A 19,961-nucleotide genomic window follows, 5' to 3' on the forward strand; every position below is an offset into this window, starting at 1 on the left:
AACCCACGCCCCCCTTCTATTCAAAAAAGGAGCGCCAATCATGGCCCCCAAAGTGCTTATTTCCGACAAACTCTCGGACGCCGCCGTTCAAATCTTCAAAGACCGCGGCATTGACGTCGACTTCCAACCCGATCTTGGCAAAGACAAGGACAAGCTTGCCGCTGTGATCGGCGATTACGACGGGCTCGCCATCCGGTCCGCGACGAAAGTGACCGAAAAGATCCTCGCCAATGCGACCAACCTCAAGGTGATCGCCCGCGCCGGTATCGGCACCGATAACATCGACAAGGATGCGGCCTCGAAAAAGGGTGTCATCGTCATGAACACCCCCTTCGGCAACATGATCACCACGGCAGAACACGCGATTGCGATGATGTTCGCCGTTGCCCGTCAAATCCCCGAGGCTTCGGCCTCCACCCATGCCGGCAAATGGGAAAAGTCCAAATTCATGGGGGTCGAGCTTACGGGTAAAACCCTTGGCGTAATCGGTGCCGGCAACATCGGCGGCATCGTCTGCGATCGCGCCCGCGGCCTGAAGATGAAAGTCGCGGCCTATGACCCCTTCCTGAGCGAAGAAAAAGCCAAGAAGATGGGTGTCGAGAAAGTCGAGCTGGACGATCTGCTGGCGCGCGCGGACTTCATCACGTTGCACGTGCCTTACACGGATCAAACCGCAAATATCCTGTCCAAGGAAGCCTTGGCGAAAACCAAAAAAGGTGTGCGGATCATCAACTGTGCCCGCGGCGGTCTGGTCGACGAAGAAGCATTGGCCGAAGCGCTGAAATCCGGCCATGTCGCTGGCGCAGCCTTCGACGTGTTCAAGGAAGAGCCCGCGACCGAAAACCCGCTGTTCGGCCTCCCCAACGTCGTCTGCACCCCCCACCTTGGGGCCGCCACGACGGAAGCACAGGAAAACGTGGCACTTCAGGTCGCTGAACAGATGTCCGACTACCTGCTGACCGGTGCCGTCACAAACGCCCTGAACATGCCGTCCGTCACCGCCGAAGAGGCAAAGGTCATGGGCCCGTGGATCACTTTGGCGGGTCACCTTGGGGCCTTCATTGGCCAGATGACGGATGAAGCCGTGAAGGCGATCAACATCCTTTACGACGGTCAGGTGTCCGAGATGAACCTGAACGCGCTGAACTGCGCGGTCGTGGCGGGCATCATGAAACGTGCCAACCCCGACGTGAACATGGTCAGCGCCCCCGTTGTTGCGCGCGAAAAAGGCATCCAGATCAGCACCACCAATCAGGACAAATCCGGTGTCTTCGACGGCTATGTGAAAGTTACCGTTGTCACCGAGAAACGTGAACGGTCGATCGCGGGCACCGTGTTCTCGGATGGCAAACCACGCTTCATCCAGATTAAAGGCATCAATATCGAAGCCGAAGTTGGTGCGCATATGCTCTACACCACCAACAACGACGTGCCCGGCATCATCGGGACGCTGGGTCAGACCCTGGGTGCAAACGACGTGAACATCGCGAACTTCACCCTCGGCCGGTCCACCGCCAAAGGGGAGGCGATTGCCTTGCTCTATATTGACGGCCCACTGCCCGAGAAAGCGCTGAAAGACCTGCGTGATACAGGTCTGTTCAAACAGGTCAAAGAGCTCGAATTCGAAGTCGCCTAAGACCCACAGCGCATCAAAGAAACGCAAAGCGCCCCCATCACCGGGGGCGCTTTTGTTTTGCCTGCTTCCAATTGGCCTAAATCCCGGGGGAGCAGCCAAAGGCTGCGGGGGCAGCGCCCCTACAGGCTCACCCCTACCGCTGCCCCCGACGCATCACGCGCCCGTCCAGTCCAGCACCACTTTGCCAGAGGCCCCCGATTTCATCGTCGCAAATCCTGTCTGGAAGTCGTCGACGTCAAAACGATGGGTGATGATCTCACTCACGTCCAAGCCGTTTTCCAGCATGGCGATCATCTTGTACCACGTCTCGAAAATCTCGCGGCCATAGACCCCTTTGACGGTGATCGCCTTGAACACGATGCGCGACCAGTCGACGGGCGATTTGCCCGGCGGGATGCCCAGCATCGCGATCCGCCCGCCCATGGTCATCGCCTCTACCATCTGATCCAGTGCTACCTGATTGCCCGACATCTCCATCCCGACGTCGAAGCCCTGTTTCATCTTCAGCCGCGCGATGACATCGGCAAGGTCTTCGTGACGCACGTCGACGGGGACGACATCGGCGACCTTAGCGGCGAGCTCTAGCCGGGCGGGATTCACATCCGTGATCACCACATGACGCGCGCCGACGTGACGGGCGACCGCTGCGGCCATGATACCGATGGGGCCTGCACCGGTGATCAGCACATCTTCCCCCACCAGATCAAAGCTCAGCGCGGTGTGTACCGCATTACCAAGCGGGTCGAGGATCGCTCCGATATCGTCCGAGATCGTGTCGGGCAGCGGGACGACATTGAACGCGGGCAGCCGCAGATATTGCGCGAAGGCACCTTGTTCATTCACGCCGATACCACGCGTGGCGGGATCAAGGTGGAACTTGCCGGACCGCGACTGACGCGAGGTTTTTCCGATCAGATGCCCCTCACCCGAACAGCGCTGCCCGATGGTCAGATCCGTAACATTGCGGCCCAGTTCCACAATCTCTCCGGCAAATTCATGGCCGGTGATCAGCGGGACAGGCACGGTATTCTGCGCCCATTCATCCCAGTTCCAGATGTGGATATCCGTGCCACAAATGCCGGTTTTGTTGATCTTGATCAGCACGTCATCCGGCCCGATTTCCGGCACCGGCGCGCGGGTCATCCACAGCCCCTCGCGGGGCTCGGACTTACACAGCGCCTTCATTTCGTTGCTCATGACAGAACCCCACAGGCTTTGCCCGCCACCTTGAAGGCTTCGAGCGCGCGGTCGAGCTCATCGCGGGTCAGCGCGGCATTCATCTGGGTTCGGATGCGGGCCTGACCGCGAGGCACAACGGGAAAGAAAAAGCCGCTGACATAGACGCCTTCCTCGAACAGGCGCGCTGCCATATCCTGCGCCAACTGCGCCTCGCCCAGCATCACGGGGATGATCGGATGTTCGCCGGGCAGCAGGTCAAAGCCGAGGTTGGTCAGCCCCTCGCGCCAGTATTTCGCGTTCTCGAACAGTTGCGTGCGACGATCATCCCCTTGTTCGACCAGTTCAAGTGCCTTGATCCCGGCCATGACAATCGACGGCGGCAGTGAATTCGAGAAGAGATAGGGCCGCGCGCGCTGGCGCAGCAGGTCGATCACCGGCTGCGGCCCTGCGATATAGCCGCCGATGGCCCCGCCAAGCGCCTTGCCCAAGGTGCCTGTCAGGATATCCACATCGACCCCGAAGTGCGCTGGCGTGCCCTCCCCCTTCGGGCCCATAAAGCCTGTCGCGTGGCAGTCGTCGACCATCACCAGCGCTTCGTATTTCTCGGCCAGTTTGGTGATCTCTGGCAGTTTCGCCAGATAGCCGTCCATGCTGAACACGCCGTCGGTTGCGATCATGATAAACCGCGCGCCTTCCTCGCGGGCGAGCTTGAGCTGCCCTTCAAGGTCGTCCATGTCCGAGTTGGCATAGCGGTAGCGTTTGGCTTTGCACAGGCGGATGCCGTCGATGATCGAGGCGTGGTTCAGACTGTCCGAGACAATGGCGTCCTCTGGCCCGAACAGGGGCTCGAACAGCCCGCCGTTGGCGTCAAAGCAAGCCGCAAACAGGATGGAATCGTCTTTCCCGAGGAAGGCGGCCAGCTTTTGCTCCAGCTCGCGGTGGATGTCCTGTGTGCCACAGATAAAGCGGACAGAGGCCATACCGAACCCCTTGGGGTCCATCGCGTCACGGGCAGCGGCGATGAGATCGGGGTGGTCTGCCAGCCCCAGGTAGTTGTTTGCGCAAAGATTAATCACCTGACGCCCGCCCACCGTAATCTCACCGGACTGGGGCGAGGTGATCATGCGCTCTTGCTTCATCATACCGTCAGCGGCGATGCCGGACAGGGTGGCGTTGACGTGATCTAGGTAGGCTTGGGTCATGATAGAACTCCTTTTCTCAGGCAGGTTCTATCATACCGGACACGGTTCCGAAATAGAGGAAATCCCTTATAGCGGATTTTTTCCTATATCGTGGATATCACCTCATAGCCCAGAGCGGTCAGGCGTCCTGTACGACCAGAAAAGCCCGCACAGGACCATCTGTCGCAGCGATCCGGTGCGGGACATCTGCAGGATAGCGCGCCGTGTCGCCAGCGTGGACAGTGCCGACGGCATCACCGCTTTTCAGCTCTACCGTGCCTTGCGATACGGTCAGATGCTCGCGCGCGCCGCGGGTATGGGGCTGGCTGTCCAGCATGCCGCCTGCGTCGATCAACAGTTCGTAAACCTCGTGTTTGCCTGCTTCTTCGGGGGGCGACAGGATGCGGATGCGGCAGCCGGAGCCGAGATTGTTGATCGTCGGCACCTCGGCCGCGCGCAAAACCTCGATCTGCGCGGGCGTTGGCGCGCTGTCCAGAAGGCCCGCAAAATCGACCTGTAGCGCACGGGTCAGGTTCCACAGGGTCGCGATGGTGGGGCTGCTTTCACCGCGTTCGATCTGGCTGACCATGGACCGCGACACGCCCGAAAGCTTGGCCACCGCATCAAGGCTCAGGCCCTGAGCGGTGCGCGCGGCCTTCAGGCGGGCGGGAAGTTGCGTCAGTATAGCGTCTGGATTATCCGTCATGCCGGATAGATGGGCCGCAGGGTGCCCCGCTGTCAATGGCAGGCGCTAGCTGAGCGCCTGCAAAATCGCGATAATCCCCGTCGCCGTCCCTGCCCCGACAATCGCGGAAAGGATGATCCACCGGCGGAATGCCGGACGTTGTGGCGGCGTTTCGTCTTGCTGCCGGATCAAAGCGTTTTCGACAAGCGCAGGCAGACGCGGGCCAAAACGGGCGAGAACCATCGCGGTCTTGCTCAGATCCTTGATCACGGCACGGGGGCCGATGGACTTAGAGATGTAGTCCGTCACGATCGGGTTCGACACTTCCCAGATGTTGATATGCGGATTGAGCGAACGGGCGACGCCTTCGACGACGACCATTGTGCGCTGAAGCAAGATCAGTTCTGTCCGTGTTTCCATGCCGAAACGTTCCGTGACCTCGAACAGGTAGGTCAGCAGCCGCGCCATCGAAATGCGGGTCGCGTCCATGCCAAAGATAGGCTCTCCTACGGCGCGCAGGGCGCGGGCGAATTCGTCGACATCCTTGTCGGCAGGCACGTAGCCCGCCTCGAAATGCACCTCTGCCACCCGTTTGTAATCCTTGCGGATAAAGCCGAACAGGATCTCGGCATATACGCGGCGGGTGTATTCATCGATGTGGCCCATAATGCCAAAATCATAGGCGATGATATCGCCGTTCGGCGCGACCTTGAGGTTGCCCTGATGCATATCCGCGTGGAAATACCCGTCGCGCAGCGCGTGGTTCAGGAACAGCTGCAACACGCGGTCGCCAAGCGCCACACGGTCATGGCCCGCGGCATCAATCGCGGCGTTGTCGCCCATCGGGACGCCATCTGCCCAGCCCAGGGTCATGACGCGGCGGGCAGAATATTCCCATTTGATCGCAGGCAGTTGGAAGCCGGCATCGCCCTTGGTGTTTGCCGCAAACTCCGACGCGGCGGAGGATTCGAGCCGCAGATCCAGCTCGCCCCGCACCACACCATCGAAATGTTCGATCACCTCCATCGGGCGCAAGCGGCGCGATCCGGGCGAGAAAAGTTCGACCATTCGCGCGGCAAGATAGAAGGCATCGACATCCTTGCGAAAGGCTTTCTCGATCCCCGGACGCAGCACTTTGACAGCGACGTCTTCCTGCGTTTCGGCGATGGTGGCGCGGTGCACTTGCGCGATAGAGGCGGCGGCGACGGGCTCGCTAAAATCAGAGAATATCGCATCGACCGGCAGGCCGAGCTCTTTTTCGACTTCGGCCTTGGCCTGTTCGATGGAAAACGGCGGCAGCTTGTCTTGCAGCACGCGCAGTTGCACGGCCAGCTCGTCGCCCACGACATCGGGGCGGGTAGAGAGCACCTGACCGAACTTGATGTAGGCAGGGCCAAGCGCGGTTAGTGCACGGGTCGCGGGCGGCATGGACGGATCACCGGCATAGCCCAGAAACTTGAACGGTTTGCCAAGCGCCTTGGCGACAAAGCGTAATGCGGGCGTTGCATCAAAGGCGTCCAGCACGACATTCATCGCGCCGGTCCGCTCCAAAGTTGCACCGGTGCGGATCAACCGCCAGATATTATGAGGTCCGCGCATGGGTTAAATCTTCCAACCAGAATGAAGCGCCGCGATCCCCAGCGACAGGTTCCGGTACTTCGCCTGCCCAAAGCCCGCGGTGCGCAGCATGCCCAGGAAGGTTTCCTGATCAGGGAAGTTGCGGATCGATTCCACAAGGTACTGATAGCTGTCGCGGTCGTTCGCGATCATCTGCCCCATGCGGGGGATGACGTTAAAGCTATAAAGATCATAGGCTTTCTGCATCATCGGATTGGGCAGCTGGCTGAATTCAAGCACCATGAGACGCCCGCCGGGACGCAGCACGCGGTAGGCTTCGTTCAGCGCTTCTTGGGGGCGGGTGACGTTCCGGATGCCAAAGCTGATGGTATAGACGTCAAAGGTATTATCCTCGAACGGCAGCGCCATGGCGTCGCCGACGACCCAATCAAGGCTATCGGCCATCGCTGCGGCCTCTGCCCGTTTGCGCCCTTCGACCAGCATCGGTTCGGTCAGATCCAGCACGGTGGCGTGGCCCGATCCGGCACGGCCCAGAAACTTGAACGACACATCGCCGGTCCCCCCGGCGACATCCAGCAGCTTTTGACCGGCGCGCGGTGCCAGCCAATCCATCATCGCCTCTTTCCAGACGCGGTGGATGCCGACGCTCATCACATCGTTCATGATGTCGTATTTGCTGGCCACAGAGTTAAAGACACCCTGCACGCGCCCGGCCTTGTCGCTTTCGGCTACGGTTTCAAATCCGAAATGAGTGGTTTTGTCGCTGTCGTTTGTCATGGGGTCTTGTAGTCCTTTGATCTGCACCTTTGTTATAGGGCGCGAGGGGGCAGGTACAATGCGCCCCTTTTGTCACAGGGGAAACAACCATGCCTGAGTTGCCAGAGGTCGAAACAGTACGTCGCGGTCTATCCCCCGTGATGGAGGGGGAGGTGATCGCCCGCGCCGAGGTAAATCGCCCCGATCTGCGCTGGCCTTTCCCCCCAGATATGGCGGCACGGCTGACAGGACAACGGGTGACCCAGCTGCGGCGGCGGTCAAAATATATCCTCGCCGATCTGTCGTCGGGGGAATCGCTGCTGGTGCATCTGGGAATGTCGGGGCGGATGCTGATCTCGGGCGATCCATTGGGGCAGTTCATGCATAACCACCCCGCCCCCGAGAAACACGATCATGTGGTGTTTCATATGGGCAACGGTGCGCGGGTGACCTTCAACGACCCGCGCCGCTTTGGCGCGATGGACTTGTTGGACACTGCCAGCGCTGACAGCCACAAGCTACTGTCGTCGATCGGGCCGGAGCCGTTGGGCAATGATTTTCACGAAGACCACCTGATTGCCGCGCTCAAGGGAAAGAATACCCCGATCAAGACCGCGCTGCTGGACCAGCGGATCGTGGCGGGGCTGGGAAATATCTATGTCTGCGAAACCCTTTACCGTGCGGGCATCCACCCCGCGCGCAAGGCGGGACGGATCGCGGCGAAACGGGTGGGCGGCCTGGTCCCGATCATCCGCGATGTGCTGAACGAGGCGATCACCGCAGGCGGGTCGACCTTGCGCGATTTCAAACGCGCGGACGGTGAATTGGGCTATTTCCAGCACAGCTTTGACGTGTACGGCCGCGAGGCAGAACCCTGCCGCAGTGAAGGCTGCACCCATCAGATTGCGCGAATCGTCCAGTCGGGGCGGTCTTCCTTCTACTGCCCGCAATGCCAAAGATAACTTGAAACACCCCGCCCCCGTGGTATGCACATCTTTCAAAGCGTAACAAACGAGAGCATTCTTGATGGCTTATGAAACGATCACGGTCGACGTCGACAACCACATCGCGCTTGTCACGCTGAACCGTCCCGATGCGATGAACGCACTGAATGACCAGCTGATGACCGAGCTGGCCGATGCGTTGAAATCGGCTCAGGAAAACGAAAAAGTCCGCTGCATCGTGATCACCGGTTCGGAAAAGGCTTTTGCCGCCGGTGCCGATATCGCCATGATGCGCGACAAAAGCTTCGTCGATGTCTTTGCCGGTGACCTCTTCACCCCCGAGACAGACCAGATCATGCGCGTGCGCAAACCCATCATTGCTGCTGTGTCGGGCTATGCCCTTGGCGGAGGCTGCGAACTGGCGATGATGTGTGACTTTATCATCTGCTCCGAAAGCGCCAAATTCGGGCAGCCTGAAATCAACCTTGGTGTTGTCGCAGGGATCGGCGGCACGCAGCGCCTGACCCGCGCCATCGGCAAATCCAAAGCGATGGACATGAACCTGACCGGCCGCTTCATGGATGCCGCCGAGGCAGAGCGTGCGGGCCTTGTATCGCGCGTCGTCCCCGTCAAGAAACTGATGGAAGAAGCCATGGCCGCCGCCGCCAAGATCGCCGAGAAATCGATGATCTCGACCATGGTGGTAAAGGAAGCCGTGAACCGGTCGTTCGAAGTACCCCTGCGCGAGGGCCTGCTGTTTGAGCGTCGTATTTTCCATTCGCTGTTCGCGACGGAAGACCAGAAAGAAGGCATGTCTGCCTTCCTTGAAAAGCGCGAAGCGCAGTTCCGGGACAAGTAAATGGCTTTGCGGGTTTGCATTGCGTGTCGGGTTGGACTATAGGCAGCCCTAATACATGCGCGTGCAGCCCGCTCTGGCTAGAATCACCTTATCGGATATCGGTTCCGGTCGTTGGGTTTGTGTCGCGTATTTGCAATTTGAACATACCCAAGATGAAGGCTGATCCTCATGGCAAACACACCTCAGGCTAAAAAACGCGCCCGCCAGAACGAAGCACGTTTCCAAATCAACAAAGCACGTCGTTCGCGCATCCGTACCTTCCTGCGCAAAGTCGAAGAAGCCATCGCATCCGGCGACAAAGAAGCAGCAACTGCCGCTCTGCGCGCCGCTCAGCCCGAGCTGATGCGCGGTGTGACAAAAGGCGTTTTCCACAAGAACACAGCCTCGCGCAAAATGTCGCGTCTGGCGTCGCGGGTCAAAGCACTGGGCTAAGCCCGGTTGACCTAACGTCATCTTTCACAACTTAAAAGCACCGCTTCGGCGGTGCTTTTTTTGTTTCTGTAGCACTCGCATCACGGGAATGAGATTCTTTTGCACCAATCTCTGAGTCAAGTTTGAAGATGTGTTGTATCAGTCCGACCGAGATTGCTAACACTATCAAACGCGATTCACTTCGCTTGGGGGGACAGGCCCGAACGGTTCGAGATATTTGCTAGAATATCGAACAGCCGCCGGGGAAATTTGGATGGTCTTGCTAGGGGCCACCTGACGTCTGCAGATGCTGCTGCCAGCACATTTGCCCTGTCTTTTTAAAAACGACGAACGGTGTGTTCGGCAGCGACGTTTGGCGATTTGCTTCGCCAACGCACGCGTCAGGCATGCCTTATGTAAAAATGTCCGAAGGACGGCGGGCCGGTTCTCTGTGTGGGACCGGGTAAACGGTCTGTTGTCTTTTGACTGGGTAAAATAGCGTTTCAGTATGTGCTGAAGCGATCAAAGAATGGGACGGCAGGGCGCATGATGCAGGCAGAATGGACGACAATTCGGGACCGGCTTTTAAAGACGGTTGGACAGAACAACTTTACTACCTGGATTGACCCGCTGACTGTTGGCCCCATCGAAGACGGCATTTGCACGTTGTTCGTACCGACCAATTTCTTTGGCAACTATGTCAGCCAGAACTTCGCCGATCTGCTGCTGCATGAAATGCAGTCCGAAGACATCAGCATCAGCCGTCTGAAATTCGCGGTCGCCCCACAGGACAAGCCCGCCGCCATTGATCCTGCCCCAGCCCGCCCCAAGCCCGCCGCCGCAGCCCAGCCTGCGAACAGCCAGATCAACGCCGCCCCGCTTGACGCCCGCTTTAGCTTTGACAACTTTGTTGTCGGCAAACCCAACGAACTGGCCCACGCCGCCGCACGCCGCGTTGCCGAAGGTGGCCCCGTCACCTTCAACCCGCTGTTTCTTTATGGTGGTGTCGGCTTGGGCAAAACCCACTTGATGCACGCCATTGCGCAAGAGCTTCAGGTTCGCAAACCCGAACTTAACGTGCTGTATCTGTCGGCTGAACAATTCATGTATCGCTTCGTGCAGGCGCTGCGTGATCGCAAGATGATGGACTTCAAGGAAATCTTCCGCTCCGTCGACGTGCTGATGGTGGACGATGTTCAGTTCATCGCGGGCAAGGACAGCACGCAGGAAGAATTCTTTCACACGTTCAACGCCCTCGTGGATCAGAACAAACAGATCATTATTTCCGCAGACCGCGCCCCGGGCGAGATCAAGGATCTTGAGGACCGCGTAAAATCGCGCCTGCAATGCGGTCTGGTCGTTGACCTGCATCCGACCGACTACGAACTGCGTCTTGGCATTCTGCAAAACAAGGTGGAAGCGCAGCGCAAGAATTACCCTGGTCTTGAGGTCGAAGCTGGCGTGCTCGAGTTTCTGGCGCATCGCATCACCACCAACGTCCGTGTGCTGGAAGGCGCGTTGACCCGTCTGTTCGCCTTTGCGTCGCTTGTCGGCCGCGAGATCAACATGGACCTGACGCAGGATTGTCTGGCCGACGTACTGCGTGCCTCTGAACGCAAAGTCAGCGTCGAAGAGATCCAGCGCAAAGTGTCCGAGCATTACAACATCCGCCTCAGCGATATGGTCGGCCCCAAGCGTCTGCGCAGCTATGCCCGCCCGCGTCAGGTCGCCATGTATCTGTGCAAGAAGATGACCAGCCGATCGTTGCCCGAAATTGGCCGCCGTTTTGGCGGGCGCGACCACACGACCGTGATGCACGGCGTGAAACGTATCGAAGAGCTCAAGCAGAACGACGGTCAGATCGCCGAAGATCTGGAACTGCTGCGCCGCTCTCTCGAGGCTTAAGAGCACCAGCTTGCACAGAAGACACGCGAAGGCCTTGACGGGCCTTCGTTTCGTGCTGAAAAGTCAACAAAACTCTTGTGAATACATTGGTATCGGGTAGTTTGCCCTCCCGGACTGCCGGAATGGAGATGGCATATGAAATTCAGCATTGAACGCGCCGCGCTGCTTAAGGCCGTATCACAGGCCCAATCCGTGGTAGAGCGCCGCAATACCATCCCAATCCTCGCCAACGTGCTGATCGAGGCCGAAGGCTCGGACGCGTCGTTCCGCGCGACCGATCTGGACATCGAAGTGGTCGACAAGGCCGCGGCGCAGGTCGAACGTGCCGGTGCGACCACGGTTTCCGCGACCACATTGCATGAGATCGTGCGCAAGCTGCCTGATGGCGCGTTGATCAGCCTGACCGCCGACAGCGCCGCGGGGCGTCTGACGGTCGAAGCGGGCCGCTCCAACTTCTCGCTCGCGACACTGCCGCGCGAAGATTTCCCCGTCATGGCGACTTCTGAATACCAGTCGAACTTCAAGGCCCCTGCCCCCGTGCTGCGCCGCCTGTTCGACAAATCCAAATTCGCCATCTCGACCGAAGAAACACGGTACTATCTGAACGGCGTTTACATGCATATTTCGGACAGCGAAGGCAGCAAGGTGCTGCGCTGCGTTGCCACCGATGGCCACCGTCTGGCCCGCATCGACGCGCCCATGCCCGAGGGTGCCGCAGAAATGCCCGGCGTGATCGTGCCCCGCAAAACCGTGGGCGAGCTGCGCAAGCTGCTGGACGACGACGATATGGAAATCGCCGTTTCCGTGTCCGAGACCAAAATCCGCTTTGCCACACCGGACATCACTCTGACCTCCAAGGTCATCGACGGGACGTTCCCCGACTACACCCGCGTGATCCCGCAGGGCAATACCCGCAAGATGGAAGTCGACGCCAGCGATTTCGCCCGCGCCGTGGACCGTGTTGCGACCGTAAGCTCCGAACGGTCCCGCGCCGTCAAGCTGCAACTGGACGAAGATCGTCTGGTGCTGTCCGTCAACGCGCCTGACAGCGGTGCCGCCGAGGAAGAACTGGTCGTTGCCTATGCCGACGAACGGCTGGAGATCGGGTTCAACGCGAAATACCTGCTTGAGATCGCAAGCCAGGTGGATCGTGAAAACGCCGTGTTCCTGTTCAACTCCTCCGGTGATCCGACGTTGATGCGCGAAGGCAATGATATGTCTGCGGTCTATGTCGTTATGCCGATGCGTGTGTGACGCTGACAGGCTACGTCGAACATCTTAACGCATTCATACCAATCGTATGAGCGGCCTTTACCTCTCCCAGCTGACGCTGTCGCATTTTCGCTCGCATAAACGTGCGGTGGTAGATTGCGACGCGCGGCCTGTGTCTATTTTCGGGCCCAATGGCGCGGGAAAAACCAATATTCTGGAAGCCGTGTCTTTGTTGTCCCCCGGCCGCGGCCTGCGCCGGTCAAGCGCGTCGGATATGACGCGCCGGCCAGAGGCGCTTGGCTGGAAGATCACCGCACATCTGCACAGTCTGGGCCAGATCCACGAGGTCGAGATCTGGTCAGAGGCGGGTGCCGCGCGGCAGGTGCGGATTGACGGCAAGGCGACAGCGCAGACCGGATTAGGGCGCATTGCGCGGGTGCTGTGGCTGATCCCGTCGATGGACCGTCTGTGGATCGAAGGCGCCGAAGGTCGCCGCCGTTTCCTTGACCGCATGACGCTCAGCTTTCTGCCTGACCATGCAGATCAGTCGCTTGCCTATGAAAAGGCCATGCGCGAACGCAACCGCCTACTGAAGGATATGGTGCGCGAACCGTCGTGGTATGTCGCGCTGGAACAGCAAATGGCCGAGGCCGGAAGCGCGATCCACGCCAACCGTGTCGCCGCCTTGCAAGCCATCACCGAAGCGCAGGCGCAGGCCGAGACCGCCTTTCCCACCGCGACGCTTGATCTGATCTGCGACATGCCCACCACCGCCGAGGGGTTGCGTCAGGCGCTCGCCGATAACCGGATGCGCGATCTGTCAGCAGGGCGGACCCTGATCGGGCCGCATCGCGCCGATCTTGAAGGGGTCTATGCCGCCAAGGACGTGCCCGCGCGTGATTGTTCAACCGGAGAGCAGAAGGCCCTGCTGGTGTCGCTGATCCTTGCGAACGCCCGCGCATTGGCCGCTGATTTCGGCGCGCCGCCCCTGCTGCTGCTGGACGAGGTCGCCGCCCATCTAGACGCCAACCGCCGCGCCGCGCTCTATGACGAACTGTCCGCCCTTGGTGCCCAAGCCTGGATGACCGGCACCGGAGAAGAGCTGTTCGACACGCTCGGCCCCCGCGCACAACGGCTTGAGGTGACAGAGGCCCTCGGCCTTTCAACTGCAAGGATGCTTCCATGACCATCGCCCTGCCCGATCTGCTGCTGTACTGCGGCGCGCTTGTGATCCTGTTTCTGACCCCGGGCCCTGTCTGGCTTGCCATTATGGCACGCGCGCTGTCGGGCGGGTTTGGCGCGGCCTGGCCGCTCGCCCTTGGGGTGGCGATCGGTGATATGCTTTGGCCGCTGGTGGCGGTGCTTGGCATCAGCTGGATCCTGTCGGTGTTTGATATGTTCATGCTTGGCATGCGCTGGATCGCCTGTGCCGTGTTCCTGATCATGGGCGTGTTGCTGATCCGCCATGCCGACGCCAAGATCGACCGCGACAACCGTCTGACCCGCCCCGGCGCGTGGGCCGGCTTCGGTGCCGGGTTGCTGGCCATTCTGGGCAACCCAAAGGCCGTTCTGTTCTATATCGGTGTGCTGCCGGGTTTCTTTGATCTGCGCCATGTCACCGCATTGGACGTGGGCGCGATCATCGCCGCATCCGTCGCGATCCCGCTGTTCGGGAACCTTGCGATCGCCGCTTTAGTGGGCAAATTGCGCGGCCTGATGACCGACCCGACGACCCTGAAACGCATCAACATCGTGGCCGGTGCGCTGCTGATCTGCGTAGGTTTGCTCATCCCCCTCGTCTAACGCAAAATCTTGTGTCAGGCGCGTGACAATCGTGGCGGAAAACACTATAAATTGGGTAACAAAAGAAGGTTTCCCAAAATGTCCGATACCGATCAGCTCCCCGAGGAATATGGCGCAGATTCCATTAAGGTTCTCAAAGGCTTAGAAGCGGTTCGCAAACGTCCGGGCATGTATATCGGTGACACCGATGACGGGTCGGGTCTGCACCACATGGTCTATGAGGTCGTGGACAACGGCATTGACGAGGCGCTGGCCGGTCATGCGGATGCGGTGAACGTCACAATTCACGACGACAGCTCTGTCTCGGTCAGTGACAACGGGCGCGGTATTCCCGTCGGTATCCACCAGGAAGAAGGCGTTTCCGCGGCCGAGGTCATCATGACCCAGTTGCACGCGGGCGGTAAGTTCGACAGCAACTCCTATAAGGTGTCGGGCGGTCTGCACGGCGTGGGTGTTTCGGTTGTGAACGCGCTGTCCGATTGGCTGGAACTGCGCATCTGGCGCGAAGGCAAGGAACATGTCGCGCGCTTTGAAGGCGGTTTCACCACCAAACACCTAGAGGTCGTGGGCCCCACCGAACGCACCGGCACCGAAGTCCGGTTCATGGCCTCGACCGAGACGTTTTCGAACCTCGACTATAGCTTCGAGACGCTGGAAAAACGTCTGCGCGAACTGGCGTTCCTGAACTCCGGCGTGCGCATCATCCTGACCGATGAACGCCCTGCCGAACCTCTGCGGACCGAGCTGTTCTATGAAGGCGGCGTGAAGGAATTCGTGAAATACCTCGACCGGTCGAAAACCTCTGTCATGCCCGAACCGATTTTCATCACGGGCGAGAAAGACGATATCGGCGTCGAAGTCGCGATGTGGTGGAACGACAGCTACCATGAAAACGTGCTGCCGTTTACCAACAACATCCCGCAACGTGACGGCGGCACCCACACCGCGGGCTTCCGCGGGGCGCTGACGCGGACGATCAACAACTACGCGCAATCTTCAGGTATCGCGAAGAAGGAAAAAGTATCCTTCACCGGGGATGACGCTCGCGAAGGCCTGACCTGCGTGCTGTCGGTCAAGGTGCCCGACCCCAAGTTCAGCTCGCAGACCAAGGACAAGCTCGTCAGCTCCGAAGTGCGCCCCGCCGTCGAAGGCTTGGTGAACGAAAAGCTGTCCGAATGGTTTGAAGAAAACCCGCAGATCGCCAAGATCGTTGTCGGCAAGATCATCGAAGCCGCCCACGCCCGCGAAGCAGCGCGCAAGGCCCGCGACCTGACCCGCCGCAAGACCGCGATGGATGTAAACTTCCTTGCGGGCAAGCTGAAGGATTGCTCTGAAAAAGACCCGTCCAAAACCGAAGTCTTTCTGGTGGAGGGTGACTCCGCCGGTGGCTCTGCGCAAACGGGACGTGACCGCCAGACACAGGCGATCTTGCCGCTGAAAGGGAAGATCCTGAACGTCGAACGCGCCCGGTTCGACCGGATGCTGGGCAGTCAGGAAATCGGTAACCTTGTTATGGCGCTCGGCACCGGGATTGGCCGCGATGAATTCAACATCGATAAACTGCGCTACCACAAGATCGTCATCATGACCGATGCGGACGTTGACGGCGCGCACATCCGTACGCTTTTGCTCACGTTCTTCTACCGTCAAATGCCGCAGCTGATCGAGAACGGCCACCTCTATATTGCGCAGCCGCCCTTGTACAAAGTGTCGCGTGGCAAGTCCGAGGTCTACCTCAAGGATCAGGCCGCGATGGAGGACTACCTGATCCAGCAAGGCATTGAAGGCGCTATGCTAAAACAGGGCAATGGCGAGGAAATCACAGGTCAGGATCTGGCCCGCGTCGTCGATCTGGCCCGCCAGATGCGTCGTGTTCTCGAAGCTTTCCCGACCCATTACCCCCGCCATATTCTGGAACAGGCCGCCATCGCCGGTGCCTTTGTGCCGGGCGCGGTCGATGCTGACCTGCAAGGCGTGGCCGACAAGGTCGCAGAGCGTCTGAACCTGATCGCATTGGAATGGGAACGTGGCTGGCAAGGCCGCATCACCCAAGACCACGGCGTCCGCCTCGCCCGCATCCTGCGCGGCGTGGAAGAGGTGCGTACCCTCGACGGTCGCATGCTGCGGTCGGGCGAGGCCAAACGCTCGGGCGGGTTCACAGAGCACCTGCAAGATGTCTACGGCACACCCGCCAAACTGGTGCGCAAAGACCGTAGCCAGCTGATCCACGGCCCCATGGACCTGCTTGAAGCGATCCTTGCCGAAGGTGAAAAAGGCCTGTCCCTGCAACGCTACAAAGGTCTGGGCGAAATGAACCCCGATCAGCTGTGGGAAACCACGCTTGACCCCGACGCCCGCACCCTGTTGCAGGTTAAGGTCGCGGATATGGCCGAAGCAGACGACCTGTTCACCAAGCTGATGGGCGACGTCGTAGAACCCCGCCGCGAATTCATCCAGCAAAACGCGCTGAGCGTCGAGAACCTGGATTTTTAAGCGTTTGTAGGGAAGCAGGTAAAATTGCGTGGCGCGCATAAGTTTGCGCGTCGCCGATGCAGCCAAGCAATATGAAATAATTTTAATTCAATAACTTATTTGATCCATTCAAATACGGAGGGCCTATAGGATCGCGCCAGGCTTGCCGCCTCCCCCTTCAAATCCGAGTGAACATTCCAATTAGCCTTCAATCACTCTATGCCCATTGCCCATGACATTGGACTGGCCCCTTACCCCCCCCAATCAGCTCCGCGTTTTATGTTTACAATTACATTCGCTTAGGACAGGCGGCGATTACGGCCCTAAACTGCCACTCGTTGGGCAGATCATTGCTAGGCTGTTGCTTCCTCAAACCAGCCATCGGTGGCATCGTGCAGCATAATTTGGCAGGATGAGGTCAGCAGTGCGGGCAAACGTTGCATTGCAAGACGGTTACTATGGCCCTTGGCAGAACTTAGCTGCAAGCCACCTGCACGGACTGAACCAATAGCCATGTGACCTGCGAAGGTCGAGCCTTACGCTTAGCCAACAGCATCCGCACTGTGAGTGCTTCGGTCGCTTACCTAAAATCTTAAACATACAAAAGCATGAAAAATTGCTACACCGATATTGATAATGAATATTCATTACCTAAATTGACCATGGCCCGCGGTGAGGATGATAAATGCCCAGAATGAGCAAATCAGAAACCAGAGAAAAACTCCGCGACGCTTTGGTCGCCGAAGTTGTGGAAAACGGGATCTCCTCGTTAAATGTAGCAGGCATCGTTGCGCGGGCAAAGGTCTCGGCAGGCACGGTCTACGTCCATTTTGAAAACAAGGATGACATGCTCCGGAAGGTGTACATGGAGCTCAAGGCAGACTTCCACCACACCGTCACCAAACACCAGGTCGAGACCGACAGCGCGCAACTTGTCCGAAATATGTGGTTTGCGATGTTCGACTTTGTGCGTATCCGCCCGCAGGACTTCCTGTTTCTCGATTATGTGAGTGCTGCAAAGATACTCTCACCAGAGCAACAAGCCATCACAGACAAATATGCCGCTGATATTGCGGCACTCCTAAAACGTGGGGTGGATGACGGCACTTTGGCCGATCTTGATACCAGTCTGCTTTCACTGTTGTTGGTGGCTCCCGCCATGCAGCTCGCACGCAGTGCCGTCCTTTCAGGTCAGAAAATCCCCGAAACACTGATCGAACAAACCTTTGAGCGGGTCTGGCTTTCGATCGCAAAATAGTAATCAAAAGGATCAAACCATGCCGAAAGTTATACTTATCACAGGCACATCCACTGGCCTTGGCGTGGCCACCGCCGTTCAGGCTGCACAGGCCGGACACACCGTGTACGCCACCATGCGCAACACCCAAAAACGCGGCACTCTCGATGCGGCTGCACAGGTTGCGGGGGTAACGCTGAACGTGCTGCAACTTGACGTGCAGGATGCGGACTCTGTCAACGCAGCAGTCGATACCGTTATTGACGAACAGGGCCGCATTGACGTGCTGATCAATAACGCTGGCATGGGGTATGTACGCAGCCTTGAGCAGGCCGAAGAAGCTGATATCCAAAAGATCCTCGACATCAACTACACAGGCGTCACGCGCTGCATCAAGGCGGTCATGCCACACATGCGCAAAGCCCGCGCCGGCCATGTGATTAACATCAGTTCTGTCGGTGGCTTGGTTGGTCAGCCGTTCAACGAAATCTACTGCGGCGCGAAATTTGCTGTCGAAGGCCTGACGGAAGCAATGGCCAGCTACATCACCCCAGCGTTCGGCATCCACTTCACCGCCGTTGAGCCAGGCGGCATAGCTTCTGAGTTCGCCAATACGGTGTTGGAGCAAGTCGAACAGACAGGTGGCATGTTAGAGGACGAATACCTGCCGATCCTTCAAAAATATATTACGGGTTCTCAAGACCGCCAAGAGACGGGCATCTACCAGACCGCGGATGAGGTTGCTGCGATTGTCATGAAGGTAATGGGTTCAGAACAGCCTCCTGTCCGCACGCGGACTTCTGAATGGTCCGAAGACTTCAGCAAACTCAAGACTGGCCTTGATCCGGATGGACTAAAGCAACAATCGCTGGTCGCCGAACAGTTCCTCAAATAGTCGGTAATCCCCCCTTAAATTAGAGGTGTTCAAAAGTAGAATTTTCTCGGCAAGATATCTAAGGAGATTTACGATGAAGAATGGACGATTCAGCGACGCACAGATCATGGCGGCGTTGAAGCAGGCGGAGGGCGGTGTGCCGGTTTCTGAGCTTTGCCGTGAGCATGGGATTGAATAGCCCCTCGTTTCCTAGACACCTTCTTGGTTCACATTGAACTGTCTGTTTTCGAAGTCGACAGGCGACAGCATACCGTTTCTGACATGTTTGAGTTTCGGGTTATAGAACATTTCGATGTAGTCGAAGATGTCCTGTCTGGCCTCCTCGCGGGTTTTATATGTTCGACGCCGTACGCGTTCCCGTTTGAGCAGGTTGAAGAAGCTCTCAGGCAAGTCTTTGTCCGCCATTGGTCCGAGGACAATGGACGCGCGCATTGTCATGGCAATTCCCGCGCCTGCTCATCGAGTGTTCGATGTTGTGGGCCCGCAGACGGAAGTATCTGCTTTCAGGACTGCTGAGCTGCGGCCAATGCGGCGGCAACCTTACTGTCGCGGGCAAAGGCGCGCGCCGACGCTATTACTGTGCCAACCATAAAGAGAAGGGCAAGGCTGTCTGCACCGGCATGCCCGGCCTGTCCGAGACCGACGCTGCCGAAAGCATCCTGAGCGGTCTGCGGACAGGTCTGATGCAAGACGCCGCCTACGGGGATTTTCGGAAGAAGTTTGTAGAAAAGGTCCGAGCCCAAGAGCACGAGACCGGTGAGGCCCTGCGCCGACACGATGACCGGATCTGGGAGACGGAGAAGACCCACGCCAATCTGGTGCGCGCCGGCGAGGGCGGCACCTTTTCGGAGGCACTGATCGAACGGCTGAATGCGGTGGACGCGGAGCTGAAGGCACTGCGGGCGGAGCGGGAAGCGCTTGTCCCGACTCCCATCGACCTGCCGGAAGACCTGCCATCCCTTTACAGGGCCTACGTGGCTGATCTCGCAAGCACGCTGTCGGATGAGGTAGTTGCCGGTGCAGCGGCTGACGAACTTCACACGTTGATCGACACGGTGGTGGTGAGGTGGGATGACCAGAAGGAACATCACGAGCTCGATATCCAAGGTAAGCTGCTGGAACTATTGAGCTTTGCGGACATCAAAAAGGCCGCGTGTCTTTCGACTGCGGCCTGTTCGTTAAAGTTGGTTGCGGGAGTAGGATTTGAA

General features: G+C 58.6%; 17 protein-coding genes and 2 pseudogenes. 13 read left to right on the top strand and 6 right to left on the bottom strand.

Going from position 1 to position 19,961, the window contains the following annotated elements; translation table 11 throughout:
- Window positions 1-40 precede the first annotated feature (40 nt).
- Window positions 41-1,636, top strand: a complete 1,596-nt coding sequence (gene serA, locus B4F27_RS17455; RefSeq protein ID WP_009825417.1) for a phosphoglycerate dehydrogenase — start codon at window positions 41-43, stop codon at window positions 1,634-1,636.
- A 153-nt stretch (window positions 1,637-1,789) separates the two neighbouring features.
- On the opposite strand, the gene tdh is transcribed toward serA, so the two are convergent.
- From tdh to ubiE, 5 genes are all read right to left on the bottom strand, one after another.
- Complete coding sequence (tdh, locus tag B4F27_RS17460; RefSeq protein WP_005850114.1) at window positions 1,790-2,833, bottom strand: L-threonine 3-dehydrogenase; 1,044 nt, start codon at window positions 2,831-2,833, stop codon at window positions 1,790-1,792.
- On the bottom strand, window positions 2,830-4,017 hold the full coding sequence (locus B4F27_RS17465; protein WP_064215849.1) for a glycine C-acetyltransferase: 1,188 nt from the start codon (window positions 4,015-4,017) through the stop codon (window positions 2,830-2,832). The genes tdh and B4F27_RS17465 overlap by 4 nt, the downstream gene beginning before the upstream one ends.
- Before the next feature lie 118 nt (window positions 4,018-4,135).
- On the bottom strand, window positions 4,136-4,702 hold the full coding sequence (locus B4F27_RS17470) for a helix-turn-helix domain-containing protein (RefSeq protein WP_074637319.1): 567 nt from the start codon (window positions 4,700-4,702) through the stop codon (window positions 4,136-4,138).
- Between the two features lie 45 nt (window positions 4,703-4,747).
- Window positions 4,748-6,280 (bottom strand): 2-polyprenylphenol 6-hydroxylase, encoded by a 1,533-nt coding sequence (ubiB, locus tag B4F27_RS17475; RefSeq protein WP_037941134.1) that lies wholly within the window; start codon window positions 6,278-6,280, stop codon window positions 4,748-4,750.
- Window positions 6,281-6,283: 3 nt separating this feature from the next.
- The gene (gene ubiE, locus B4F27_RS17480; protein ID WP_005850121.1) at window positions 6,284-7,036 is read right to left on the bottom strand and encodes a bifunctional demethylmenaquinone methyltransferase/2-methoxy-6-polyprenyl-1,4-benzoquinol methylase UbiE; all 753 of its coding nucleotides are present in this window, start codon (window positions 7,034-7,036) and stop codon (window positions 6,284-6,286) included.
- A gap of 89 nt (window positions 7,037-7,125) precedes the next feature.
- Between ubiE and mutM the strand changes: the two genes are divergently transcribed.
- The 11 genes and pseudogenes from mutM to B4F27_RS17535 all read left to right on the top strand — a co-directional run.
- Window positions 7,126-7,977 (top strand): bifunctional DNA-formamidopyrimidine glycosylase/DNA-(apurinic or apyrimidinic site) lyase, encoded by an 852-nt coding sequence (gene mutM, locus B4F27_RS17485; protein ID WP_286760288.1) that lies wholly within the window; start codon window positions 7,126-7,128, stop codon window positions 7,975-7,977.
- A 64-nt stretch (window positions 7,978-8,041) separates the two neighbouring features.
- Window positions 8,042-8,818: an enoyl-CoA hydratase gene (locus B4F27_RS17490; protein WP_005850125.1), complete on the top strand. Its 777-nt coding sequence runs from the start codon at window positions 8,042-8,044 to the stop codon at window positions 8,816-8,818.
- A gap of 168 nt (window positions 8,819-8,986) precedes the next feature.
- A complete protein-coding gene (gene rpsT, locus B4F27_RS17495) occupies window positions 8,987-9,250 on the top strand; it encodes a 30S ribosomal protein S20 (RefSeq protein ID WP_005850127.1) in 264 nt (87 codons plus the stop codon).
- Between the two features lie 525 nt (window positions 9,251-9,775).
- The gene (gene dnaA / locus B4F27_RS17500; protein WP_005850129.1) at window positions 9,776-11,134 is read left to right on the top strand and encodes a chromosomal replication initiator protein DnaA; all 1,359 of its coding nucleotides are present in this window, start codon (window positions 9,776-9,778) and stop codon (window positions 11,132-11,134) included.
- 135 nt (window positions 11,135-11,269) lie between these two features.
- Complete coding sequence (gene dnaN, locus B4F27_RS17505; RefSeq protein ID WP_005850131.1) at window positions 11,270-12,388, top strand: DNA polymerase III subunit beta; 1,119 nt, start codon at window positions 11,270-11,272, stop codon at window positions 12,386-12,388.
- Window positions 12,389-12,434: 46 nt separating this feature from the next.
- Window positions 12,435-13,532: a DNA replication/repair protein RecF gene (gene recF / locus B4F27_RS17510; protein WP_286760289.1), complete on the top strand. Its 1,098-nt coding sequence runs from the start codon at window positions 12,435-12,437 to the stop codon at window positions 13,530-13,532.
- Window positions 13,529-14,149, top strand: coding sequence for a LysE family translocator (locus B4F27_RS17515; RefSeq protein ID WP_286760290.1), 621 nt, complete (start codon window positions 13,529-13,531; stop codon window positions 14,147-14,149). Before recF ends, B4F27_RS17515 begins: the two co-directional genes overlap by 4 nt.
- Window positions 14,150-14,227: 78 nt before the next feature.
- Window positions 14,228-16,642: a DNA topoisomerase (ATP-hydrolyzing) subunit B gene (gyrB, locus tag B4F27_RS17520; protein WP_286760291.1), complete on the top strand. Its 2,415-nt coding sequence runs from the start codon at window positions 14,228-14,230 to the stop codon at window positions 16,640-16,642.
- Window positions 16,643-17,315: 673 nt separating this feature from the next.
- The gene (locus B4F27_RS17525; RefSeq protein WP_286760292.1) at window positions 17,316-17,879 is read left to right on the top strand and encodes a TetR/AcrR family transcriptional regulator; all 564 of its coding nucleotides are present in this window, start codon (window positions 17,316-17,318) and stop codon (window positions 17,877-17,879) included.
- 19 nt (window positions 17,880-17,898) lie between these two features.
- The gene (locus B4F27_RS17530; RefSeq protein ID WP_286760293.1) at window positions 17,899-18,753 is read left to right on the top strand and encodes an SDR family oxidoreductase; all 855 of its coding nucleotides are present in this window, start codon (window positions 17,899-17,901) and stop codon (window positions 18,751-18,753) included.
- A gap of 73 nt (window positions 18,754-18,826) precedes the next feature.
- Window positions 18,827-18,925, top strand: a pseudogene (locus tag B4F27_RS17535) (transposase); the annotation flags it as partial.
- Window positions 18,926-18,942: 17 nt separating this feature from the next.
- On the opposite strand, the pseudogene B4F27_RS17540 reads toward B4F27_RS17535, so the two are convergent.
- Window positions 18,943-19,240: pseudogene (locus B4F27_RS17540) on the bottom strand (IS3 family transposase); the annotation flags it as partial.
- Here B4F27_RS17540 and B4F27_RS17545 point away from each other — a divergent pair.
- A partial coding sequence (locus B4F27_RS17545; RefSeq protein WP_286760294.1) for a zinc ribbon domain-containing protein occupies window positions 19,224-19,961 on the top strand: 738 nt, incomplete at its 3' end. The pseudogene B4F27_RS17540 and the gene B4F27_RS17545 sit on opposite strands and share 17 nt — an antisense overlap.

Source organism: Sulfitobacter sp. UBA1132, from assembly GCF_002311545.1.
Taxonomy (GTDB): domain Bacteria; phylum Pseudomonadota; class Alphaproteobacteria; order Rhodobacterales; family Rhodobacteraceae; genus Sulfitobacter; species Sulfitobacter pontiacus.